Annotated in this window: 21 protein-coding genes; 12 read left to right on the top strand and 9 right to left on the bottom strand. The window is 63.7% G+C overall.

Annotation, left to right across the window (positions count from 1 at the left end; all coding sequences use genetic code 11):
- Positions 1-68: 68 nt before the first annotated feature.
- From phnD to phnE (ACG873_RS04185), 3 genes are all read left to right on the top strand, one after another.
- The gene (gene phnD, locus ACG873_RS04195) at positions 69-980 is read left to right on the top strand and encodes a phosphonate ABC transporter substrate-binding protein (RefSeq protein ID WP_394890580.1); all 912 of its coding nucleotides are present in this window, start codon (positions 69-71) and stop codon (positions 978-980) included.
- Positions 981-1,046: 66 nt separating this feature from the next.
- Positions 1,047-2,000: a phosphonate ABC transporter, permease protein PhnE gene (gene phnE, locus ACG873_RS04190; RefSeq protein WP_394890579.1), complete on the top strand. Its 954-nt coding sequence runs from the start codon at positions 1,047-1,049 to the stop codon at positions 1,998-2,000.
- A gap of 3 nt (positions 2,001-2,003) precedes the next feature.
- A complete protein-coding gene (gene phnE / locus ACG873_RS04185) occupies positions 2,004-3,539 on the top strand; it encodes a phosphonate ABC transporter, permease protein PhnE (protein WP_394890578.1) in 1,536 nt (511 codons plus the stop codon).
- 246 nt (positions 3,540-3,785) lie between these two features.
- On the opposite strand, the gene ACG873_RS04180 is transcribed toward phnE (ACG873_RS04185), so the two are convergent.
- Both ACG873_RS04180 and ACG873_RS04175 read right to left on the bottom strand, forming a co-directional pair.
- Positions 3,786-4,880 (bottom strand): DUF2778 domain-containing protein, encoded by a 1,095-nt coding sequence (locus ACG873_RS04180; protein ID WP_394890577.1) that lies wholly within the window; start codon positions 4,878-4,880, stop codon positions 3,786-3,788.
- Between the two features lie 594 nt (positions 4,881-5,474).
- On the bottom strand, positions 5,475-6,689 hold the full coding sequence (locus ACG873_RS04175) for an MFS transporter (RefSeq protein ID WP_394890576.1): 1,215 nt from the start codon (positions 6,687-6,689) through the stop codon (positions 5,475-5,477).
- Positions 6,690-6,763: 74 nt separating this feature from the next.
- Between ACG873_RS04175 and ACG873_RS04170 the strand changes: the two genes are divergently transcribed.
- Both ACG873_RS04170 and ACG873_RS04165 read left to right on the top strand, forming a co-directional pair.
- The gene (locus tag ACG873_RS04170) at positions 6,764-7,774 is read left to right on the top strand and encodes an AraC family transcriptional regulator (RefSeq protein WP_394890575.1); all 1,011 of its coding nucleotides are present in this window, start codon (positions 6,764-6,766) and stop codon (positions 7,772-7,774) included.
- Between the two features lie 308 nt (positions 7,775-8,082).
- The gene (locus ACG873_RS04165; protein ID WP_394890574.1) at positions 8,083-8,430 is read left to right on the top strand and encodes a YciI family protein; all 348 of its coding nucleotides are present in this window, start codon (positions 8,083-8,085) and stop codon (positions 8,428-8,430) included.
- A gap of 243 nt (positions 8,431-8,673) precedes the next feature.
- Here ACG873_RS04165 and ACG873_RS04160 read toward each other — a convergent pair whose 3' ends face one another.
- The 5 genes from ACG873_RS04160 to ACG873_RS04140 form a co-directional block, all read right to left on the bottom strand.
- Positions 8,674-9,537 carry a glycerophosphodiester phosphodiesterase gene (locus ACG873_RS04160; RefSeq protein WP_394890573.1) on the bottom strand — a complete coding sequence of 288 codons (864 nt, stop codon included), beginning with the start codon at positions 9,535-9,537 and terminating at the stop codon, positions 8,674-8,676.
- Positions 9,538-9,615: 78 nt separating this feature from the next.
- Positions 9,616-10,680, bottom strand: coding sequence for an ABC transporter ATP-binding protein (locus ACG873_RS04155; RefSeq protein ID WP_394890572.1), 1,065 nt, complete (start codon positions 10,678-10,680; stop codon positions 9,616-9,618).
- Positions 10,681-10,685: 5 nt separating this feature from the next.
- Positions 10,686-11,783: a carbohydrate ABC transporter permease gene (locus ACG873_RS04150; protein ID WP_394890571.1), complete on the bottom strand. Its 1,098-nt coding sequence runs from the start codon at positions 11,781-11,783 to the stop codon at positions 10,686-10,688.
- Positions 11,783-12,733 carry a carbohydrate ABC transporter permease gene (locus ACG873_RS04145; RefSeq protein ID WP_394890570.1) on the bottom strand — a complete coding sequence of 317 codons (951 nt, stop codon included), beginning with the start codon at positions 12,731-12,733 and terminating at the stop codon, positions 11,783-11,785. The genes ACG873_RS04150 and ACG873_RS04145 overlap by 1 nt, the downstream gene beginning before the upstream one ends.
- A 54-nt stretch (positions 12,734-12,787) precedes the next feature.
- Entirely contained in the window at positions 12,788-14,017 is a 1,230-nt protein-coding gene (locus ACG873_RS04140) for an ABC transporter substrate-binding protein (protein WP_394890569.1), read from the bottom strand.
- Between the two features lie 259 nt (positions 14,018-14,276).
- Between ACG873_RS04140 and ACG873_RS04135 the strand changes: the two genes are divergently transcribed.
- The 6 genes from ACG873_RS04135 to ACG873_RS04110 all read left to right on the top strand — a co-directional run bounded on the left by ACG873_RS04135 (position 14,277) and on the right by ACG873_RS04110 (position 20,053).
- A complete protein-coding gene (locus ACG873_RS04135) occupies positions 14,277-15,299 on the top strand; it encodes a LacI family DNA-binding transcriptional regulator (protein ID WP_394890568.1) in 1,023 nt (340 codons plus the stop codon).
- Positions 15,300-15,337: 38 nt separating this feature from the next.
- Entirely contained in the window at positions 15,338-16,147 is an 810-nt protein-coding gene (locus ACG873_RS04130) for a glycerophosphodiester phosphodiesterase (RefSeq protein WP_394890567.1), read from the top strand.
- 12 nt (positions 16,148-16,159) lie between these two features.
- The gene (locus ACG873_RS04125; RefSeq protein WP_394890566.1) at positions 16,160-16,963 is read left to right on the top strand and encodes an inositol monophosphatase family protein; all 804 of its coding nucleotides are present in this window, start codon (positions 16,160-16,162) and stop codon (positions 16,961-16,963) included.
- A 16-nt stretch (positions 16,964-16,979) separates the two neighbouring features.
- A complete protein-coding gene (locus ACG873_RS04120) occupies positions 16,980-18,497 on the top strand; it encodes a sulfatase (RefSeq protein WP_394890565.1) in 1,518 nt (505 codons plus the stop codon).
- A gap of 120 nt (positions 18,498-18,617) precedes the next feature.
- On the top strand, positions 18,618-18,881 hold the full coding sequence (locus ACG873_RS04115; RefSeq protein ID WP_394890564.1) for a hypothetical protein: 264 nt from the start codon (positions 18,618-18,620) through the stop codon (positions 18,879-18,881).
- Between the two features lie 32 nt (positions 18,882-18,913).
- Positions 18,914-20,053: a M14 family metallopeptidase gene (locus ACG873_RS04110; protein ID WP_394890563.1), complete on the top strand. Its 1,140-nt coding sequence runs from the start codon at positions 18,914-18,916 to the stop codon at positions 20,051-20,053.
- Between the two features lie 56 nt (positions 20,054-20,109).
- Here ACG873_RS04110 and ACG873_RS04105 read toward each other — a convergent pair whose 3' ends face one another.
- Entirely contained in the window at positions 20,110-20,523 is a 414-nt protein-coding gene (locus ACG873_RS04105) for a GFA family protein (RefSeq protein WP_394890562.1), read from the bottom strand.
- Positions 20,516-21,433: an NAD(P)-dependent oxidoreductase gene (locus tag ACG873_RS04100; protein WP_394890561.1), complete on the bottom strand. Its 918-nt coding sequence runs from the start codon at positions 21,431-21,433 to the stop codon at positions 20,516-20,518. The genes ACG873_RS04105 and ACG873_RS04100 overlap by 8 nt, the downstream gene beginning before the upstream one ends.
- A gap of 143 nt (positions 21,434-21,576) precedes the next feature.
- On the opposite strand from ACG873_RS04100, the gene ACG873_RS04095 reads away from it, so the two are divergent.
- Positions 21,577-21,918 carry a winged helix-turn-helix transcriptional regulator gene (locus tag ACG873_RS04095; RefSeq protein WP_394890560.1) on the top strand — a complete coding sequence of 114 codons (342 nt, stop codon included), beginning with the start codon at positions 21,577-21,579 and terminating at the stop codon, positions 21,916-21,918.
- The last annotated feature ends 90 nt before the right edge of the window (positions 21,919-22,008 follow it).

Genomic DNA, 22,008 nt, shown 5'->3' with positions numbered 1-22,008 from the left:
CCGTCAAGGGCCACTCAAATACACTATCAGCGACCGGCCGCACGCCGGATGACAACAGGAGAGACATCATGTTCAGAAAAGCACTTCTAGGCGTAGTTTCGCTCGTCGCCATGTCGGTCGGCGCGGCACAGGCGGAAGACCTGAAGGAATTCCGCATCGGCATTCTGGGTGGCGAGAACGAGGCAGACCGCCTGCGCAATTTCCAGTGCATGATCGACAAGCTGCCCGGCGCGCTCGGCGTCGAAAAGGTTTCGCTGTTTCCGGCAGCCGATTATGACGGCACGATCCAGGGCCTGCTCGGCGGCACGCTCGACTATGCCGAACTCGGCGCTTCGGCTTACGCCAAGGTCTATCTCGAAGACCCGAAAGCGGTCGAGCCCATCCTGACCACCGTCCAGACCGACGGCTCCACCGGCTATTATGCGATCATGGTGGCCCGCAAGGATTCCGGCATCAAGACGCTGGAAGACATGAAGGGCAAGAAGCTCGGCTACGCCGATCCGGATTCGACCTCGGGCTATCTGGTCCCCGCCGTCACCCTACCAGCCGCGCTCGGCGGCACGCCGGTGAAGGACTATTTCGGCGAGACCGGCTTTGGCGGCGGCCACGAGAACCTCGTCCTCGAAGTGCTGAAGGGCACCTTCGACGCCGGTACGACCTGGGGTTCGGGCGTTGGAGATTTCAAGGACGGCTATACGTCGGGTAATCTCGCCAAGATGGTGAGCAAGGGCATCCTCGACATGGACGATCTCGTCGAACTCTGGAAATCGCCGCTGATCCCGAACGGCCCGATCGTCGTCCGCTCGTCGATGGACGCGGACATGAAGACCAAGTTCAAAGCATTCATGGTCGATCTGCCGAAATCGGACCCGGCCTGCTTCTCGGCCATCCAGGGCGGCGACTACACCGGTTACACCGAAGTGACGCCGGAGTTCTACCAGCCGATCATTGACGCACGCAAAGCGCAGATTGGCAGCTGAGCCATCAGTCAGCCGGAACGCGTCGCGGCATCTCCGCGGCGCGTTCTCGCCTTTGCAGGAATCCCCATGAGCGTGACACTTTCCGAGACCGGGCTGGCGGTCGAGCGGCACTGGCGCGAACTCGCGAGCCGCCGCAGGCTTTATACCGTGGGCGGACTGCTGTTCATGATCGTCGCCATGAGCGGCTCGCTCTGGTTTGCCAATGAGAGCAACGCCGGCAAATTCTGGGACCGCCTGCCCCATCTATTCGATTTCGTCGGACAGCTTTTGCCGCGCGACGGCTTTGAGATCTGGCGCGCCATGTTTGACCTGCCTTCGCCCTACGACGACGGCAGCCTCAAATACAATTATCCCGAAGGCCGCATGTACCTGACGGAGACGTTCTACGTTCCCGAATATCTCTACAAGATGCTCGAGACGATCAACATCGCCTTAGTCTCCACCCTGATCGGCTTTGCGATCGGCTTCGTCCTCTGCTTCCTGGCGGCTTCCAATGTCGTCACACAGCGCTGGCTGCGCTTTTTCGTACGGCGCTTCATGGAAGTGCTGCGCGCATTCCCCGAAATAGTCATTGCCGGCTTCTTCCTCGCCGTGCTGTCGCTCGGCGCGGTGCCGGCGATCATCGCGGTTTCGATCCACACCATCGGCGCGCTCGGCAAGATGTTCTTCGAGGTGGTCGAGAATGCCGACATGCGGCCCGACGAGGGCCTGCGCGCGGCGGGCGCCAACCGGCTCGAGCGGGTGTGGTTCGGCATCGTGCCGCAGGTCATGCCGAATTTTTTGAGCTACGGCCTGCTGCGCCTCGAAATCAATGTCCGCGCCTCGACCATCATCGGTGCCGTCGGCGGCGGCGGCATCGGCGAGGTGCTGCGGCTGTCGATCAGCCAAACGCACGAGGCCAAGACGCTGGCCATCGTGCTGCTGCTCTTCATCACCATCATCGCGGTGGACCAGTTTTCCGCCTGGCTGCGGCATAGGCTTGTCGGTGAGCAGGCGTTCGCCTTCGGCCGGGGAGGCTGATCCATGGCCATACTTTCGCTTTCCGAGGTCGACGAGATCGCCGCCCGCCATCCGCAGGTCTTTGCAGGCTCGCTGCGCAAGCGGCTGGCCGGCTGGGCGATCGGGCTGGGGGTCGCGGCCTACCTAGCATTCGCCTGGTGGTTCTTCGCCATCGGCGCTGTATTCGCTAATGGAAACTGGGACATCGCCGGGGCCTATCTCGCCGACTGGGTGACGTATGAGGTCCGGCCGACCATCGGGATCGAGGAAAACCATCTCGAAATCTCGTTCCCACGCTTCGATCCGGTCGGAGAACGAGGCAATCCGGGCTGGCTGACCAGGGAAACCGCGATGGTCGAGCGGGTCGTCGCGGCGCCAGCCGGCAACGCCGCCAGTTCCAGTGCGGGCGGTTCGGCGGGAAGCTTCCTGGGGACCGTCGGCGGCAAGCCGGCGCCGACAGGAAGCTCGGCGGCCGCCGCGCCCTCTCCGGCGACCGGCGGCGCGGCCATACGCCAGGAAGAAACCGTCCGCGCCACCGTGGAGATCGGCACCCGCAGTCTGATCGACGTTGTTCCGGGTGTTGTCATCGTGACGCGCGGATCGGAAACGCTGGTGGCCGACATCATCCAGGGCCAGTCGGTGACGGCGCGGGGCCCGCTGCCCGATTGGGCGGAGCAGAAAGCGCCGGGAGCAAAGATAATCGTACGTTTCGGCTTTCCGGGCCGCGCCGAGATCGAAGACGACGAGATCAAGATCCGCCACCGCTTCTGGGGCTGGGCGAACTTCGTCTTCGACACCAATTCGCCTTTTTGGGGCAGGCCGGCCGACGAGGTGTTCTCGCTGATCGTGTCCGGCGAGCGCATCGATCCGAAGCGATCGAACCCGGCGCTGGCGTGGGACAACATCCTCAACAATTCCGAATGGCAGCATCTCGACGTATGGACCAAGCTGCTGCAGACCATCGTCATGGCGTTCGTCGGTACGGTGTTCGCCAGCCTGCTCGCCTTCCCGCTGGCCTTCGCCGCAGCCCGCAATATCACGCGCAGCCGCATCGCTAATCAGGTGGCCAAGCGCCTGTTCGATTTCCTGCGCTCGGTCGACATGCTGATCTGGGCGCTGTTCTTCACGCGCGCCTTCGGGCCGGGGCCGCTGGCCGGCATCTCGGCGATCTTCTTCACCGACACCGGCACGTTCGGAAAGCTCTATTCGGAGACGCTGGAGAACATCGACGACAAACAGCGCGAAGGCATCCGCTCGGTAGGGGCGGCGCCGTCATTGGTGCAGCGCTACGGTGTGGTGCCGCAGGTCCTGCCGGTCTTCCTCAGCCAGTCGCTGTATTTCTGGGAATCCAACACGCGCTCGGCGACCATCATAGGCGCGGTCGGCGCCGGCGGCATCGGCCTCAAGCTCTGGGAAGCAATGCGCACCAATTCCGACTGGGAGAACGTCGCCTATATGGTGCTGCTCATCCTCATCGTCGTCTTCGTATTCGACAATATTTCAAATGCTCTTCGCCGTAGGCTGATGGGCGGCGATCCGGCGCAAGGCCCGCAGGGCTGAGGCTTCGTCAGCTCGTCGTGAAAATCAACCAGCGCCAGGATATAACCCTCTGGAACGACAATGGTCTCCGACTGTTCTGACAAATGCCCGCCTGGTTCTGGGAAACTAGATCGTTTCAGGATCTTTGCTCATTCGCGGCGGTTGATTGCCGACTTCCACAAGGCTGTGCTCCCCCGATAGCGGTGGAGGGCGTGTATTCACCGCGTCAGCGGAGGGAGTGTCCAGGCTCGGAAGGGGCTGTGCCGGTCAGATGCGCTTGCCGTTGGAGGCAAGCATGGTTCCTCGTCCGCCGCTCGGCACCACGACGAGCTGCTTGATCTTGCCCTGCTTGAAGGCGGTGAGGAACCGGTCGTAGTTCTTGAAGGCGACGCAGCCATGCGATTCCGCCCGTCCGCCGCGCAGCAGGTAGCTGTGGGTGAGGAAACCGTCGCGGCCGTGCTTGTTCCTGCCGTCAACGGGCAGCATGCGGATCGCCTCGACGCCATGGAAGCGCTTTTCGCGCATCTTGAGGTTATAGATGTGCGGCGGGGTCGGCCCGTTCATCTTGACATGCGCGTAGCGCGGGTTGTCGGCCATCTTGCCGATGCCGGAATGGGCCTCCAGCACGGTCCCGTCGGGCATGTAGACCTTGGCGGCGCTGATGTCGTAGACGGCCACGCCGCCGCCCGCCCTGGCACCGCCGCCGAAAAGGCTCCTGAGCGACTTGCCGATCCCGCCCCCACGGGATCCCGATTCCGCCGGCTCGGACGGCAGGGCATAAGCCTGTCTGCGCGGCTTCGGCTTTTCGCGTTCCACGGCCTGAGGCGTAGCCGGGTCCTGGGTCCGCCCGACTTCGGGTTTCCGGGTCTCCGGGGCAGGCTTGCTGGCCCGCTCGTAACGCGGGCGGGGCTGCGGTACGGGATAGGCCTCAAGGTCTTCGAAATCCGGCAGGGCGGCGGCGTCCTCGATGTCCAAGTTCGGATCCTCGGACCCGGCTAGGTCTTCGTCCGACGACCTCGCCAGCAGGGCCGACAATGCGGCGCCGGCAGCGCTCGGAGAGGGGTCGGCATAGGCCAGCATGGGCAGGGCCGTCTTGTTGGTGGGCGCCGGCGCAAACCGCTCCTGTGTAGGCGCACCGGCCTTTGCGGTCGCCCAGTGCGCCTTGGCGGCACGAGATCTCTCAAAGAGGCTGGCGAGTTTCTCCGGCGTCAGCGCGGCCTTCTTCACGACTTCGTCGAATCGCGCCACGGCGCCGCTCGGCTCGGACTCTTCAGATGCTTCGAGGCGAGCGGATTTCGCCGCGGCGGCATCAAAGCTCGCTGCCAATGGGAGAGTGTTGCCGGCGGACAGGCTCGCGGTCATGAAGGGCTGGTTGCCAGCAGATACGCTAGCGGCCGTTAGGGCCTGAGCCGCGGTGGCGGACAGTCTGGACGCCTTGCCGGCTACCGCATGTCTGTCCGGAACTCGCGGCTGCAGCTTTTGGACTGGGTCGAACGGTGGCTTGGGCAAGAAGCTGGACGGACCGGAAACAACGGAACTGCCCAACCCGACCGTTCCGGCCACCGAACACACGGCTACGGCTGCAAAGGCAGTGCCGAAAGAAGTGACCAGCAGTGGACGCAACATGCGGCGCATTGACCGCAAAAGGACGACTTTACTCACAAACGCATACCAAGCCAGCAAATCCCGCAAGGTCTTCAGGTCGGCAAGCGACCGCAGCTGCGTGACGTCCGGATTGTCCCCATCTTGAACGACTGATCGAGCAAGGATGGACAAATATGGTTAAATTTTGCTTTGCAGAAATTCGATCTCTTTGACCAGGCATTTTGAAGCCTGAGCAGGGCTGTTGGGCGCGGCGGTATGTCCCCCAGCGCAATAGCCCAACCAGCGGCATGTTCAGGATCAGCAGCAGGAAGAAAGGGGCACTGAAGATGGCGCTGAATCTCTGCGGCTGCCCTACCGCCCCTCCGCCGGACTCTTCCCGCCAAACGCGAGCACGATCCCCGCACCCAGCGCCGCCGCCAGTCCGGCATAGGTGACCGCGCCGAGCGGGCCGAAGCCGTCGACGAGTAATCCGCCGAATATCGCGCCGGCGGTGATCGCGATCTGGAAGGCGGTCACCAGCAAGCCGCCGGCGGCTTCCGCATGGTCGGGCGCTGCGCGCACCGTCCAGCTCTGGAAGCCGACCGGCAGGAATCCGAAGAAGAAGCCCCAGATCGCAATTGCCCCGCCGGACAGGATGCCCGAGCCTCCGAAAGCGACCATGACAAGCGCCATCGCAGCGATCGCCAGCGCTCCTAGGGCAACCGCCGCCTTGATGCTTCGCTCGGCGACGAAGCCGCCGGCGAAGTTGCCGAAGAAGCCGCCGATGCCGTAGGCGAGCAGCACCAGCGAGATGGCCTCGATGTCGAGCTCCGGCACCCTTTCCAGGAACGGCCGGACATAGGTGAAGCCGGCAAAGTGTCCGGAAATGACGAGCAGCAGGGCGATGAGTCCAACCCTGAGCTGGGGCCGCTTCAACAGATCGAACAGTGTCCGGAAGCTGGAAACTGCGACCGGCGGCAGCTTGGGCATGGTGACGAGCTGCACCGCCAGCGCCACGACGCCGACCACGGCGGAGAGGGCAAAAGCCGCACGCCAGCCCCATAGATCGCCGATATAGGCGCCGACGGGCGCGGCGGTGACCGTGGCGACGGAAACACCGGTCAAGACGATCGACATCGCGCGAGGCACCAGCCGGCCAGGCACCAGGCGCATCGTGAGTGCCCCCGCCATCGACCAGAAGCCGCCCAGCCCGATCCCCAGAAGTACCCGCGCCAATAGAAGAGTGGTGAGCCCGGTGGCGGTCGCGGCCATGAGGCTCGACAGCACGAGCAGAAGCGTCAGCGTCCACAGCACCAGCCTGCGGTCAATGCTTCTGGTGAAGATCGCGAGCGTCAGTCCGGCGATGGCGCCGACGACGGCCGTTGCGGTTACCGTCTGGCCGGCGGCGCCGTCGGTGATGTTGAGATCACTCGCCATGCGGGTGAGCAGGCTGGCAGGAAGGAACTCGGCGGTCACCAGGCCGAACACGCCGAGCGATAGGGAGACGACGGCCGCCCATAGCGGTTCGGCGCGTTCGTTTTCATCGGCGGGCGCGTCCAGCTCGACGGCGGATATGACTTCGGACATGGGTATTCTCCAGTGGCAGGTCCTTGCCTAGATAGGCTTTGGCCTTCTGGAGTTTCCATGTTAGAAAAGCCACAATGCTTGACCATTCGTCCAAACCATTGATGCTGGAAGCCGGCGACCCGTTGACCGAGATGATGCGCGGCCTGAGACTCGACGGCGTCGATTACGGCCGCTGCGTCATGGCCGAGCCGTGGGGCATCCTGTTTCCGGCGCAGTCAGCCGCGCGTTTCCACTTCGTCGGCGCCGGCAATTGCTTCCTGCTCACCCCGTCACGGGAATGGATCGAGTTGAAGCCAGGCGACGCCGTGCTCGTGCCGCGCGGCGCCGAGCATATTCTGGCGAGCGCCCCCGGCGTGCCGGCCACGCCGATCGAGCGCTTCGAGGTCAGGCCGCTCTGCGGGAACATCTTCGACGTGTCCTGCTTCGGCGACGGGCCGGTTTCGCTGCTCTTCTGCGGCAGCATGCGCTTCAATTTCGACAATCTGCACCCGCTGCTGGCGCTGATGCCGGATGTGATGCGCGCCCATGACCTAGTGAAGAACGAGCCCAACGTGCCGCATCTCCTCGAAGCGATGGTGCGCGAGGTGGCAAGCGACCGCGTTGGGTCCGGCGGCATGCTGGCGCGCCTTGCCGACGTGCTCGCGGCGACGATCGTGCGGGCCTGGGTCGAGAACGGCTGCGGCGACGCCACCGGCTGGATCGCCGCGGTGAGGGACCCGCAGGTCGGTCGGGTGCTCGCGGCGATCCATCTCGATCCGAGCCGCGACTGGACCGTGCCGGCGCTCGCCAGGATCATGGGCGCGTCGCGCTCAGGCTTCGCCCAGCGCTTCTCCGAAATCGTCGGCGACACCCCGGCGCGCTATGTCGCCCGAGTCCGCATGCACCAGGCGCGGCAATGGCTCACCCGGGACGGCATGCGGATCGCGGTCATCGCCCGCCGGCTAGGCTATGATTCGGAGGCTTCCTTCAGTCGCGCCTTCAAGCGGGTGCTCGGGCATGCGCCGAGCCATTTCCGGGCACGGCAGGAAGGCGAGCCGGAGTTCGGTGAAAGATTGCTGGCGAATGCGGTGGGTATCTCCCCCTAGGCGGGGGAAATGGATCGGCCCAACCATTGTTTGACAGGGGGTGACGTCACCCACGTAGTGGAGAGAACGGCGTCTTTGGCCTCCGGCTCATGGGGTAGGGTTGCCGAGCTTTCCACCTGCCTCAGTGCGTCTTATCCCGACCTTCACGATGATGCCGCGCTGTTCGGGAGAGCGTTCGGAAAGACCAACGCCTGTCAAAAGCATCGCCGAAGCGTGCGGTAACCGGAACTGGCGGAAATTTCTTCCGCGCTTTGTCGAATCGCGGTCTCCAACTGCGACTAACATCGATGGCACCATGGAGGAACCGGATGCGCTACCTTTGTCTCTTCTACATCGATCAAAACCTTGCTGACGCCGCCAGCAAGGAGGAATGGGCCGAGATCGACCAGGAGTCCCTGGCTTCCAATGAAGAGCTCAAACGATCGGGCCACTATCTCGCCTCCAACGCCCTTGCCGATCCAAAGACCGCAAAGACATTGCGCATTCGTGCCGGCAAGGCGAGTTGGAGCGACGGGCCCTTTGCAGAGACCAAGGAGCATCTGGGTGGCTTCCTGCTTATCGAAGCGAAGAACCTTGCGGAGGCGATGGAGATCGCGGAGCGGGACTCGCTCGCTCGGATGGGGGCGATCGAGGTGCGCGAGACCGCCGGTTTTTAGCTTTGAAATGCCCCGGCTACTTCCACCGGCCGTACCGCCACGGCCCATACCAGCGCGCCGTGGTCGGGATGCACTATGACCGCTGGCTGTGGCTCTTTTGCCGGTTTTCGCTACGCAGACTTGCGCGCGAGCGAGTTGAAGATACCCGCCGCGAGATACCCAATCCTTCCGGAATCGGCTGCTGAAGTAACAGCCTTTGTTCCGACTGGCTGAGGGCGGCCGCCGGTCATAGTGTGAGTATTATTAAAACGAGCGGATCAGCCGGAAGATCTCGCTGGGCGCATCGGTGGTGATCTGGCGCACTTTCGCCTCGACGAGCATGCTAAGGATGGCGTCGCTGATGCCGCGACCGGGATTGACCGTCCAGGCATCGGTCTCGATACCGAGGTCGAGCAGGCGCGCAACGAGCGGGAAGCCCCGCTTTTCGGCGGCAACTATGGCGTCGAACCGGAGATAGGCGAGGGTCACGCCCGCCATGCGACGCTCGATGTGACGCAGGAGGCGCTCCGGATCGCGGAGGCCTGGCTGGCGGGAGACTGCCAGCATCGGATCATAGCCAAGCCGAGCTCCGGGGATGGCAGCGGCGAGACGGCGTGCATCGTCGAGATGATGTGATCCGATGATGATGCCCTCAATGCCGGTGACTGCTGCCGCGTCAGCGACCGCACTGTCGGGCGGGCGGCGTCCGCCGACAATCTTGAGGTCGAGCTGAAGATTGGCCGTCGGCGCTCTCGGCAGAGTTCGAAGCGGGGCCAGCAGCTCGGCGAGCGACAGAACCGGCGCATCGGGATCGCCGTCGCCATCGGCGTTGCGGTGGAAAAGCCCTTTCATCGATGCGATCGGCATACCCGAAACGAGGCCGTGGCCGGTCGTAGAGGGACCGAGCGTCGGATCGTGAACAACGACGAAGCGGCCATCGGCGGTGGGGAGTATGTCGACCTCAAGGCTCGCCCCGAGCTGCCAACCGAGCACAAGGTTCGAACGCTTGAACGGAGCCTCGGCGAGGCGCGTCCGCAGTTTGTGCCATTTAAGCCGGATCGGGCCATGGGGCCCCTCGACCGCTACAGGCGTGCCCAACATCTGATCCACGATTTCGACAGCTGCCATTGACACTCCTTCTACCGCTCAAGCCAATCGCATCAATTAAAAACGCTGGTGCGACAAGCCAGCCCTTGCCCGGCGGTGTCAAGCCGGCGCGCGGACATGTGCGCCGGCGAGGAGCTTCTGGTGCGCCGTCTCGAAGACAAGCGAATTCTCCGGCGAGAAGCCGATCTTCACCTTTTCGCCTGTCGCGTGAGCGGCTGACGAGCCCTGCTCGAGCACGCGAATAATGCCAATGGCGGTTTCGACGACATAGAGGATCTCGCGACCCATCGGCTCGATCTGCACGATATGGCCGGCGAAGCCGGAGTCGCCGAACCTGAGGTGTTCCGGCCGCAGTCCGACGGTTACAGCCCCCGATGCACCCTCGGCCGGAAAATTGGCACCGTTCACGACGACCGCGCCGCCCTGGGCTTCGCCCGCGATCAGGTTCATGGGCGGCGAGCCGATGAAGGAAGCCACGAACAGGCTCGACGGCCTCAGGTAAAGATCGTCCGGCGTGCCGATCTGCTCGACCCGGCCGGCGTGCATGCAGATGATGCGGTCGGCCATGGTCGTCGCCTCGATCTGGTCGTGCGTCACCAGCACGGTCGTCACGCCGAGCTTCTCCTGCAGCGACTTGATCTCGGTGCGCATGGAAAGCCGGAGCGTCGCATCGAGGTTGGAGAGCGGCTCGTCGAGGAGGAGAAGCTGCGGCTCCTTCACCAGCGCACGGGCCAGCGCGACGCGCTGCTGTTGCCCCCCGGACAGTTCGCTGGGCTTGCGCTCCAGCAGTTCCGCGATCCGGACGAGGTCGGCGACACCCTTCACCCGGCCGAGAGCCTCGTCACGTGGTGTCTTGTTGAAGCGCAGCGGGAACAGGATGTTGTCGCGCACGCTCATATGCGGATAGAGCGCGTAGGACTGGAAGACGATGCCGACGTTGCGGTCGCGCGCCTCGACTTCGTTGACGACATGGCCGTCGAACAGCAGCTCGCCGCCGCTCGGCACATAGATGCCGGCGAGCATGAACAGACTCGTCGACTTGCCGCAGCCGGAAGGGCCGAGCAGTGCGACGAACTCGCCATCCTCGATGATGAGGTTCATATCCGGGATCACCTCGACATCGCCGAAGCGCTTCACCACGTTGCGGAATTCGATCTTCGCCATCGCAGTCAGCCCTTCACGCCGCCGATCGACATCTGCATGAGGTAGCGCTGCGCGGCCAGATAGAGGATGAGGCTCGGGACCAGGTAGAAAACGCCGACCGCCGAGACGACGCCGTAGTCGACGCCCATGACGTCATCGCGCACCCAGTACATGTAGAGGCTCATGGTCCAGTTGGTGTTCCTGATCAGGAACGTGAACACGAAGATGTACTCTTCCCAGCCGCGGATGAAGGTGAAGACCGCGATGGCGAGAATGCCGTTCCTGACCTGCGGCAGCACGACGCTCAGGAACGCCTGCCGCCGCGACGCGCCGTCGGTGAGAGCGCTCATCTCGATGTCCCACGGCACCGCGTCGAAGAAGCCCTTCATGATGAAGATGGCGAAAGGCAGCTCGAATGCGACAAGCACCAGGATGACGCCGGTAAGCGTGTCGAGGAGCCCTATCCAGTAGAGCATCAGGAACATCGGCACGATCAGCGTCAGCACGGGGAATGCGTGGAGCACCAGCAGCGAGCGCAGCATCGCGGAACGGCCGGGGAACTGAAACCGCGACAGATAGTAGGCGGCGAGCGAGGCCACAGTGACGACAATGGCCGTCTGTGTTCCGGCGATCAGGATCGAGTTGCCGAAGGCATGCCAGACATTGGGAAATTGAACCGCGCCTTTGACTTCTCCGACACGCGAGCGCACCACCGAGGCGAAGTCCGGCTCCCACAGGAAGATGAAATTGCCGATGTGCAGATCGGGGCCGACCAGCAGGGCGAAAGCAAAGGCAGCGACCGCAGCGACAACCCCCAGGCCGATCCACATTTGGCGCTGGTTTTGTGCAAACGCAGCGGCGAGCCAAAGCGCGATGACCGTCGGCACTACCACCGCCATCGAACGCCAGAGCACTGCCGTCTCGGCGACGCCGGTCTTGGCCGAGAAAGCGATGGTGACCAGCCAGAAATAGGGCAGGATGATCGGCAGCGAGACTGCGATCAGGAAGGCATAGAGCACAACCGCCTTGGCGCGGCGGAGCCCACGCGCCCGTGCCGCCAGCGCATCCCAATCGACTACGGGTTCGGGTGCCGAGAAGACCGCTGGGATTGCTTTCACTGTCATCAATGCACCTCGATGCGCGGGCGCTGGAGCAGGCGCTCCATGTCGAAGAAGCGCCAGCCGAGCAGCGCGACGGCTACGCCGATGATGATGAGAAAGAGCGCCAGTGCGGCGCCATACGCGTACTGGCCGCTCTCGAAGGCGCGGCGGTAGACGTAGAGCGCGTAGACGGTCGTGTCGTAGAACGGACCGCCCCTGGTGAGCAGCAGGATGTATTCGAAGCTCACCAGCAGCGAGAGCGTCTGGTAGATCGTCACGAAGCTGATCGGCCAGCGCAGCGCCGGCAGCGTGATGAAGCGTATCTGCGCGAAGGTGCCAGCGCCGTCCACTGCCGCCGCGTGGAACAGGTGCTCGGGAATGCCACGGATCGCGGCGGTGAAGATGATCATGCCCATCGAGGCGCCGATGAAGCCGTTTGAGATGATGATGAGCGCGATTGGGGCGGACGTCAGCAGGTCGAGCGGCGCGTCGAGGCCGAAACCCTGCATGAGAACCTGGTTGACGAGGCCTGCTTCGGATGGGCTCACCGCCCAGAGCCAGAGCAAGATGTAGAGCACCGACGGGCTCATCCGCGGCAAGAGCCAGACGCCCCGGAAGAAGCTGCCGGACACATTTCTGAGCGACGTAGTAGCGACGGCGAGGATCAGGCCGAAGGTCACGTTGAAGATCGCCAGCGTGCCGAATACGTAGATGAAGGTCAGCCCGATGACCGATGTCAGCCGGCGGTCACCGCGGAAAATCTTCTCGTACTGCTCGAGGGTGAACCCGGTGATGCGGAGCGAGCGGTTGAGATCGGTGAAGGAGACTACGATGTCAATGAGCACGGGGACGATGAAGAAGAGAACCGTGAGCACGATCGCCGGGCCGAGGAAGATCAAAAAATTCGCGCGCCTGCGGGTCGCGGACCGCGGACCGCGCCGCTCGATCATTAGTTCATCTGCTGTCGTCGTCATCGCTTGGCCGCTCGTCGCGACGGCCGATCCCGACCGTCGCGACTCGGATCGCAGCTACTTCACGACGACATCTTCGAGGCTCGCCGACGCCTCGTCGATCACGAATTCAGCCGCATCGTCCGCCGAAAGCCGCCCCGACTCTATGCCCTGGATCGCGGCATAGATGATGCCGTTAAGCTCGCCGAACTGCGCATTGTTGGGCAGGAATTTTGTGATCTTGAGCAGTTCGGTTGCCTTGGCAAGCGGCCAGGCCTCGGCATAGCGCGGGTCTTCGAGTTGCTCAGGCTTGATGCCGATATGGGTCGTGGTGACCGCGTGGTCGGTATTGAGATCGGCCGCCGAGGCATGGCCCAGCAGGCGGACGGCGAGTTCCGGCTCCTTGGTACTGGCAGAGATCGCATAGACGATCGGATGTGTCAGGCTGACCGGCGAGCCGCCCTTCGCGGCTGCCGGCCCGGCGACCCAGCCCCAGTCGGCAAAGAAGCCCTTCTCGTCCTTCGGGAGCCCGTATGTCGGGAACGCGACGCTGCCGAGGTCCCAGATGCCATACATCCAGAAGGCCGCATTGCCGGTGTAGAACTCCTTGCGCAGTGCGTCGAATTCCATCGCCGTGTTATTGGCCGCGATGACCCCTTCCTTCACCGCGCGCTCAAACCAGGCGAAGGCCGCGGCAAGCTTGTCGCGCTCGAGGAGCAGGTTGCCGCTCGCCGGATCGACGAAGTCGTTGCCGTAGGCATTAAAAGCCATGATGTAGTCGGGGCCTTTGTTCGGCCGGTGGAGGATGCCGTATTGGGCCTTCGTCTTGTCGACCACCTGCTTGGCGATATCGATGAGCTCATCCATCGTCAGGTCGCCGGATAGCGCCCGCTCGGGCAAAGCGTCGACGAAGGCGGCATCGTATCCGGCTTCGCGCAGGAGCTTCTTGTTGTAGAAGAACATCCGCGCTTCCGCGTCCTGCGGGATGGCGTAGGTGCCGTCCGGGCACTTTGCCGACGACCAGAGCGAGGGGAAGATCGTGCCGAAGTGCTGCGGATATTTGGCGATGTAGTCGTCGAGCTTGAGGACGAAGCCGTCCTGCTGGAAGGCGCAGACCCATTCATGCGCAGCGATGAACATGTCCGGGCCCTGGTCGATGCCGAACACTTTCAGGAGCTGCAGCGCGTCGTCGTCGAACCCCTTCGCCGGGCTCTCGCGCACCGCGACCTCGACGCGCTTGGGCGAACCTTCGGTCTCGAGCTCCTTGTTCAGCCGCTCCGCAGCCTTGACCACATTACCGGCGCGCAACGGCCCGGACGGATCCTGGCGCGACCAGAGCTCGAGCTTTCACGGTCTCCTGCGCAGATGCCGGCATTGTCGTGAAGACGGCCGCTGAGCCGCCCACCAGAATTGCGCTCAGAAGCGCTGCGGCAGTTCCACTCTTCCAGTGAATCATCCTGTTATCCTCCCGGTTGCGACACGCTTCACCGCGTCGTCATGTTATTGCAATGCTGTGCAACACGATTATGAATGGGCTTGGGAGAATGTCCAGTGGGAGGATTCGGCCGTGTCTGACGGCAAGGACAATGGCCAGGGCCGCTTCGTGAGCGCCCAGGCCGTCGCTGAGCGGGCGGGCGTGTCTCGGTCCGCTGTGTCGCGCGCCTTCACGCCCGGCGCGAGCATCGCGCCGGAAACGCTGGCGCGGGTGCATGAGGCGGCGGCGGCTCTCGGATACCAGGTCAACGATCTCGCCCGGGGGCTTCTCGCCAATCGCAGCCTACTGGTCGGGCTCGTAACCTCCGACGCCGATTCCCCATTCCGGGCGCAGATGATCGCCGCGATATCGCAGGCGCTGATCGAGCGCGGCAACGTGCCTGCGATCATCAACATCGGTACCACGGCGGAAGATATGGCGAATGCCAGCCGGCAGCTGCTGCGCTACCGGGCTGAGGCGACGGTCTTCCTTTCCGGCTCGCCGCCGGAGAGCATGGTCGAGCTGACGCGGCAAAATGGGCAGCCGCTGATCCTGATAAACCGCGCCGAGACCGGCCTCGACAGCGTCCATTGCGACGACGTGGACGGCGCGCAGCAGGCCTTCGAGGCTCTATCCTTGACCGGAGCCTCCTGCTTCGCCGTGATCAACAAGGAGGATCCGAGCCCGAGCCTGGCCGCCCGCGAACAGGCGTTCTCCGGGTTCGCCGTCGCGTCCGGATTCAAGCCGAGTATCGTGCGCGCCGGTCACTCCGACTACGATGGCGGACGAGAAGCGGCGCGCCGGTTGCTGGCAAGCGGACCGGCGCCCGACGCTCTCTTCTGCGTGAACGATCTCATGGCGTTCGGCGCGCTCGATCACCTGCGCGAAGCAGGCCTGCGCGTACCCGACGACGTCTCGGTCATCGGCTTCGACGACGTGCCCATTGCCGCATGGACCTCCTACAGGCTGACGACGCTGCGGCAAGATCCCCACCGTATCGCAAAGGAGGTCGTGTCAATCCTCGACCGGCGCATTGCCGATCCGGATGCGCCACCGGTGTCGATCTATTTCCCGGTCGAGCTGGTGGTTCGCGAAACTGTCAAGGCGCGGCGGTAGAGAAGCGCGTCGACATAACGAGGGAGGACCGACTGAACATGGTTTTCAGCTTCCTGGCCCGCGAGATGGGTCGTGTCCATGTCTGCGGCCATCGCGGCTACAGTCTCCACTACCCGGAGAACACTCTGCCTGGGCTCGAGGCGGCGAAGGCCGCTGGCGCGACCACTGTCGAGATCGATGTCGTGCTGACTGCGGACGGCGAGCTGATCGTCCTGCACGACCTGACCGTCGACCGGACGACGGACGGACACGGCTTCGCGGCCGACCTCACCCTGGAGCAAGTCCGCAGGCTGGATGCAGGCGTGCGGCTCCATCCCGCTTTCGCTGGGACGAAGATACCGACTGTCGCCGAAGCGCTCGATTGGGCGAAGGCGAACGACATGGGGATCGTGCTGGAGATCAAGGAGGCCGAGCAGCCGGACCTCGCAGTCGATCGGGTGGCGGCCCTGCTGCGAACAACCGGCACGCTCGACCGCGTCGTCGTCATCAGCTTCGACCATGTGGTGCTGAAGGGTGCGGTCGAGCGCCATCCGGGCCTCCGGACGGAAGCGATCACACACGCCCGCCACGCTGATATCGTCGGGGTGCTGAAGGCGTGCGGCGCGGCCTCGGTCTCGATCGAGCTGGACATGTTCCACCCAGACGACGCGCAAGCACTGCATGATGCAGGCTTCAGCATTCGGCTCAGCCTCTCCCGCCCCGACAAACTCGCCGAATACTGGCGCGGCGGCCGCGACCTCTTGCCGAATATCGTGCGATGGATTGCCGACGGGCTGATCGATTCGATCTCTGGTGACGACGTGCCGTTCATCGCGCGGCTCGTCAAACAAACCGGCCAGACCGGCTGAGGACATCTCGCCATGACTCAACTGCAGCCGACCCTCCTCGATAACCGTTTGCGAGCGGCGGAAGCTGTCGTCCGCGAGGCGGGCCGGCTCGCCGCCGGCCATTTTGCCCGGCGCGAGCTACTCAGCATCGATCGAAAAGGCGCGCAAGATTTAGTCAGCGAGGCGGACCGCGAATGCGAGGACCTCATCGTCGCCAGCCTCAGCCGTCTGTTTCCAGAAGACGGCTTCCTCGGCGAGGAGCGCGGGTCCCGCAACCCGGATGCGTCTGCCGTCTGGGTGATCGACCCGATCGACGGCACGCACAATTTCCTGACCGGCGTTCCATTCTGGTGCGTCTCGGTTGGGCTTGTCGTCGACGGCGAGCTGACGCTCGGGATCATCTACGATCCAACGGCGGCCGAGCTCTTTTCGGCTAGAAAAGGCGGCGGCGCCTTTCTCAACGGCCGGCCGATCAAGGTGAGCGGCGAAACTGATCCGACGCGAGCGCGCATCTGCATCGGCTTCAGTTATCGCCGGCCGGTCGCGGAGCATGTTCGCGCGGTCGATGCGCTGCTTTCGGCAGGATGTGAATATCTGCGGCTCGGCTCCGGGGCGCTCGGCCTCGCCTATACGGCCGCGGGGCGCTTCGACGGCTATTGGGAGCGCCACATGAATTCGTGGGACGCCGTGGCCGGCTTGCTCCTGGTCCGCGAATCGGGAGGCTGGACGAATGATTTCGCGGCCGCGCACCTGACGGAAGGCTGCGAGATTCTCGCCGCGACGCCGGCACTGGTCGACACAGTCAAACGGCATGTAGCGTTTGGCAGCTCCGAGTGATGGCCGGTCAGGTGCGATGAAAGCTGTCTTCGTTCTTTTCGACTCGCTCAACCGCCTTTTGCTCGCCCCATATGGCGGAACGCGCGTGCCGACGCCCAACTTCGCCCGCCTCGCCGAGCGGGCCGCAACCTTCGATCGTCATTATGTCGGCAGCCTGCCCTGCATGCCGGCGCGCCGTGACATGCAGACGGGTAGGCTGAGCTTCCTGCACAGGAGCTGGGGGCCGCTCGAGCCGTTCGACAATTCTTTTCCCGAGCTGCTGAGCAAGGCCGGCATCTACAGCCATCTCGTCACCGACCACTTCCATTATTTCGAGGATGGTGGCGCCACCTACCACACCCGCTACGACAGCTACGACTTCATCCGCGGGCAGGAGGGCGATCCGTGGAAAGCCATGGTGCAGCCGCCGTGGGAGCGCCTGCGCGAGATGTACCATGAGCGGCAGTTCAGCCATGCGGCACGCAATAAGTTCCGCCGCAACATCGTCAACCGCGAGTTCATCAAAAAAGAGAGCGAATACCCGTCGGTGCAATGCCTCGCCGCCGGTTTAGAGTTCCTCGACCGGAACAGGGCGGCGGACAACTGGCTCCTGCAGATCGAGACGTTCGACCCGCATGAGCCTTTCACCGCGCCCGGGCGATTTCGCGAGAAATTCAGGACCGGCTGGAATGGGCCGATCCGCGACTGGCCGCGCTACGGCCGCGTCGACGAGTTGCCGGAGGAATGCGAAGAGCTACGCGCCAACTACTACGCCGTCGTTGCGCTTTGCGATTTCCTGATGGGACGGCTCCTCGACTATTTCGACGCGCACGACCTTTGGCGCGACACGGCGCTCGTCGTCACCACCGATCACGGCTTCCTTCTCGGCGAGCATGATTTCTGGGCAAAGAACCGGATGAACATGTACGAGGAGATCGTGCATATCCCGCTCTTCGTGCACGACCCGCACCGGCCGAGCGGTGCCGGCGGGCGGCGCGCGGCGCTTACCCAGACGATCGACCTTGCGTCGACATTCCTTGACCTGTTCGACGTGGCGGCTCCCTCCGAGATGCAGGGCCACTCGCTCGTGCCGCTGATCGAGGCGGATCGCTCCGTCCGGGAAGGAGCGCTGTTCGGCTATTTCGGCGGCGCGATCAACGTGACGGACGGGCGCTACACCTATCACCGTTTTCCGCCCGACCCCCGTTCGCAGGAGCTCTACCAGTATACGCTGATGCCGACCCATATCTGGGAGCCGTTCACGCCGGAAGAACTCGCCCAGGCGTCGCTTGCCGACCCCCTGCCCTTCACAAAGGGAGCGCCGGTCCTGAAAATCCCGGTGACCGAACGCTCGCCCATGTTCGACAATTACGGTCCCGGGGCGCTGCTCGAGAACGAGACGCGCCTCTACGATCTCGTTGACGATCCAGGGCAGACCACGCCGCTTTCCTCCCCGGAGATCGAACGCGCAATGACGCTTCTCATGCGGGATCTGATGGTTGCCAACGATGCTCCGCCCGAAGCTTTCGCGCGAATCGCGATCGATCCTGAGTAAGACGAGCGCTTCTAATGCTACGCGACCCGATCGGTTCCGTCTGGAGGGCGCGGCGTTGCAGCTCACCTCGGGAGTGAGTAAAATCCCGGTAGGCTGCAAGCATGCCGAGGAGCACCTGATATGGCGGGACGCGAGACGGTCCGCTGGCTGGTTCGCCTCACTCCAGTCGTGGGTCGCACAGTCGACGATCTCCTGAAGATTCCACTGAGCCTTGATGTCTGGGAACGGGAAGCTGATGCCCTCGTGGCGGCTGCCTCCGAGCAGACGATAACCGAGCTCGAGCGCCGACGAATAGCTGGTGTCGAGCGCCTCCGCACGATCACCGACCTGGAAAGCGGCGCACCCTGGTCCGATCGCCTCGACGGGCAACCGGAGGGTCGCTGAAGCCTGGCATTATCGAACGGAGGAATGGTCGCATGAACCTCATCGCCAAGGTCACGTCTTCGGGACCGCAGAAGCCGCTCGGGGACGTTCTTCGGACGCCGCTGGGCATCGACGTTTGGGAGGTCAAGCCGGATCACCTGATCCTACGTGGAAACGAGGCTCAGTTGGACCGCCTGTCCAGCATGGGTTACGTCGTCGAGCAGCTCGAAGATGTGGAGCGGCACCTTTCCGCCTTCACCACGGCCGAGGCGGCGGAGCAGTATCACTCGGCAGCCACTCTGGAGGAGGAACTGCGGCAGCTCGCGGAAGCGAGGCCGGACATCGCCGAGCTGATCGAGATCGGCCGAAGCATCGAGGGCCGGCCCATCCTGGCCTTGCGGATCGGCGATCGCCGCGGAGGCGTTCCCAAGGTGCTTTTCATGGGCTGCCACCATGCGCGCGAGTGGATCGCCGTGGAGGTGCCCTTTCTGCTCGCGAAGGAACTCGTCGAGCGGGCCGACGAGGCGCCGATCGCTGGCTGGCTGACGAGCGGCGAAGTCTGGGTCGCCCCGATGGTCAACCCGGACGGCCATGAACACAGCCGGGCGCAAGAGCGGCTTTGGCGCAAGAACCGCCGGAGGAACGAAGACGGCTCGTTCGGCGTCGACCCGAACCGCAACTATGGCTACATGTGGGGCATCCTCGATGTGCCCACCTCCAGCCACGTGCCGAGCGACGAGACCTATGTCGGCCCGCGCGCTTTCTCCGAGCCGGAGACACAGGCGGTCCGCGATCTCATAGGCTGCGAACGCTTCGCCGGCGTGATCACCTATCACAGCTATTCTCAGCTCATTCTCTACCCCTGGGGCTATACGGACAAGCCGGTCCCGGACGTGCAGCATCGGGAGCAGATGGTGGGGATGGCCCAGGAAATGCAAATCCTGATCCAGGGGGTGCATGGCAAGATCTATGTCCCGCAGCCGTCTTCCGAACTCTACCCGACCGCAGGCGACACAACGGATTGGACGTACGGGACCTACGGCATACCGTCCTTCACGGTCGAACTCAGGCCGCGCACCTTCCAGGAGGGTGGTTTCATTCTGCCGCCGGACCAGATCCTGCCGACCTGGGAGGAGAACCGTCCGGCTGCCTTCCGGTTCGTCGAACAGCTCCTCGCGGCGCCTGTGGCGTAGGCGACCACTTCGGCAGGAGCCAGGTGGTCGCCGGAGCCGCACCACGCCTGCCAGACTCAAGAAGAACCCGCATCAGGCACGCCTCCCAGGCAAAGCCAGCGGTGCTTTCTATCGGGCCAATGGAGCATTCGCGGGGCCAGGAAATCTCGATCCTCCAGGCAGCCGACCGATACGGACAGCGCGTCCTTCATGGCCTCAGCCCGCATGAAGACGACCGATCCGCAGGCAGTACAAAAGGTTTGTTCCAGCCACCGTCCTGACGAGCCGCTTCTCCGCCAGGACTTGGTCTCGCCTTTTTTGCTCACGACGGCTGAATCCGCATAGATGGCGCGATAGGAGAAGGCCGATCCGGTGCAGCGCTGGCATTCTAGGCAACTGCACGCATAGACGCGTCGCGGCTCTCCGGCGAAGACAAGTTCCACGGCCCGGCACGAGCAGGTCGCGGTTTGTCTCGTTTGGCTGCTACGCATTCGCCTGCTCCGTGGCTGTACGCGGTAAACCGCCATTTCGAAACAAGGGGGCAAGTAATGCGAAATCGCTTCCCGGACCGCCTTGTGAAAGCGCCTGCCGAAAGATCGTGTCCATGGCCTCGGGCATGGACGCGTTGAGCCCTCGCTCCTCACAAGCCTCAAGCAGGTGCTGGAACGCGCTGTAGTGGGCACCCAGCCAGGCGAGCGTTGCGTCGTCACCGGCAAAACGGCTCGCCTTTGTTCTATCGACCAGGTCGAACAGACCGGCATCCACTACTGGTTTGAATGCAGAGAGATGGCTCCTGAACGTCTCCAGGCCGATCCCTTCGGCCTCGGCGACAGCCATGCCTTGAAGTGCTCCGAACAGCCCGCCCCACATCTGGGTGAGCAGAGCGGTGTCCAGGGCGGAGGCTTGGCCGGGCACTTCTCCGACATAGCTCGTGGCGCCGCCGAGCGCGAAAAGCAGGAGCTTGTGCGTCTCGTAAATATCGCGGGAACCTGAATAAAGCAGTGCGGTCTCGGGTTTGCCGATGAAATCCGGAGTGGCCATGATCGCACCATCCAGATACCCGCCGCCATGCGCCTCCACCCAGCGTGCTTCCTCCAGCGCAAGCCGTGGAGAGCCGGAGGTGAGTTGCACGACGGCTTTGCCGGCCAAGGCGGAGGCGACGCCATCCTGCTTCAGCAAATCCTCGCTCGCAGCATAATCCAGAACATTGACGATCACGACGTCGGCCGCCCGAATTCCGTCCTCGACGGAGGTGGCGACCTTCGCCCCCAGCGCTGCCAGGGGCGCACATTTTGCCGCTGTGCGGTTAAACACCCAAGTCGGATAACCGCGGTCCAGAAAGGCCCGAGCAATGGACGAGCCCATGCGGCCCGCGCCGAGCACGCAGACATTCGATATCATGATATTTCTCCGTAGGTGGATGGCCCCTCTCACGAGGGTTTTGGCTTGTGTTAGGCGCGCCCGAGCCGAAGGTATAAATTCTTGTTGCGTTGAGAAGTACGCACCTTGAGGTAAGCTAGCGGCATCATGACAGGAGCTGACAAATGAGGCGCAAGGAACCGGACAGCTGCGGTTTTGCCGCCGCGCTGCAGGCCATCGGCGGAAAGTGGAAAACCTCGCTGCTATGGGAACTGCACCTGCGGCCGTATCGCTTCGCGGAACTGCGCCGGCTATTGCCTGGAGTCAGCGAGAAGGTGCTCACGCAACAATTGCGGCAGATGGAGGCGGATGGCTTGATAAGCCGACGCGCCTATGACGAGGTGCCGCCTCGCGTGGACTATTCGATCACGCCGCTAGGGCTGAGCCTCAACGAGGCCGTAACGGCGATGTCCGCGTGGGGAAAGCAGCATGAGACATGGAAGGCTCAGCACAGGATAGCGGCCTGACGCTCTCACCGTCTTCATCGCCGGCAGGTTCGGGCCTAGCGGATGACCCCGAAAACCCGAATCGGTTTCGGAAAGGATCATGCGCAGATT

It is taken from the genome of Allomesorhizobium aridi (assembly GCF_043769475.1).
In the GTDB taxonomy this organism is placed as follows: Bacteria; Pseudomonadota; Alphaproteobacteria; order Rhizobiales; family Rhizobiaceae; genus Allomesorhizobium.
Note: the sequence above shows the minus strand (reverse complement) of the source record. Positions and strands in the feature narration are given on the sequence as shown.

What these genes read in the sequence shown, in the direction of transcription:
- phnD (WP_394890580.1), top strand. Translation starts at nt 69, where the DNA reads ATGTTCAGAAAAGCACTTCTAGGCGTAGTTTCGCTCGTCGCCATGTCG.
- phnE (WP_394890579.1), top strand. Translation starts at nt 1,047, where the DNA reads ATGAGCGTGACACTTTCCGAGACCGGGCTGGCGGTCGAGCGGCACTGG.
- phnE (WP_394890578.1), top strand. Translation starts at nt 2,004, where the DNA reads ATGGCCATACTTTCGCTTTCCGAGGTCGACGAGATCGCCGCCCGCCAT.
- ACG873_RS04180 (WP_394890577.1), bottom strand. Translation starts at nt 4,880, where the DNA reads ATGACCGCGAGCCTGTCCGCCGGCAACACTCTCCCATTGGCAGCGAGC.
- ACG873_RS04175 (WP_394890576.1), bottom strand. Translation starts at nt 6,689, where the DNA reads ATGTCCGAAGTCATATCCGCCGTCGAGCTGGACGCGCCCGCCGATGAA.
- ACG873_RS04170 (WP_394890575.1), top strand. Translation starts at nt 6,764, where the DNA reads ATGCTTGACCATTCGTCCAAACCATTGATGCTGGAAGCCGGCGACCCG.
- ACG873_RS04165 (WP_394890574.1), top strand. Translation starts at nt 8,083, where the DNA reads ATGCGCTACCTTTGTCTCTTCTACATCGATCAAAACCTTGCTGACGCC.
- ACG873_RS04160 (WP_394890573.1), bottom strand. Translation starts at nt 9,537, where the DNA reads ATGGCAGCTGTCGAAATCGTGGATCAGATGTTGGGCACGCCTGTAGCG.
- ACG873_RS04155 (WP_394890572.1), bottom strand. Translation starts at nt 10,680, where the DNA reads ATGGCGAAGATCGAATTCCGCAACGTGGTGAAGCGCTTCGGCGATGTC.
- ACG873_RS04150 (WP_394890571.1), bottom strand. Translation starts at nt 11,783, where the DNA reads ATGACAGTGAAAGCAATCCCAGCGGTCTTCTCGGCACCCGAACCCGTA.
- ACG873_RS04145 (WP_394890570.1), bottom strand. Translation starts at nt 12,733, where the DNA reads ATGACGACGACAGCAGATGAACTAATGATCGAGCGGCGCGGTCCGCGG.
- ACG873_RS04130 (WP_394890567.1), top strand. Translation starts at nt 15,338, where the DNA reads ATGGTTTTCAGCTTCCTGGCCCGCGAGATGGGTCGTGTCCATGTCTGC.
- ACG873_RS04125 (WP_394890566.1), top strand. Translation starts at nt 16,160, where the DNA reads ATGACTCAACTGCAGCCGACCCTCCTCGATAACCGTTTGCGAGCGGCG.
- ACG873_RS04120 (WP_394890565.1), top strand. Translation starts at nt 16,980, where the DNA reads ATGAAAGCTGTCTTCGTTCTTTTCGACTCGCTCAACCGCCTTTTGCTC.
- ACG873_RS04115 (WP_394890564.1), top strand. Translation starts at nt 18,618, where the DNA reads ATGGCGGGACGCGAGACGGTCCGCTGGCTGGTTCGCCTCACTCCAGTC.
- ACG873_RS04110 (WP_394890563.1), top strand. Translation starts at nt 18,914, where the DNA reads ATGAACCTCATCGCCAAGGTCACGTCTTCGGGACCGCAGAAGCCGCTC.
- ACG873_RS04105 (WP_394890562.1), bottom strand. Translation starts at nt 20,523, where the DNA reads ATGCGTAGCAGCCAAACGAGACAAACCGCGACCTGCTCGTGCCGGGCC.
- ACG873_RS04100 (WP_394890561.1), bottom strand. Translation starts at nt 21,433, where the DNA reads ATGATATCGAATGTCTGCGTGCTCGGCGCGGGCCGCATGGGCTCGTCC.
- ACG873_RS04095 (WP_394890560.1), top strand. Translation starts at nt 21,577, where the DNA reads ATGAGGCGCAAGGAACCGGACAGCTGCGGTTTTGCCGCCGCGCTGCAG.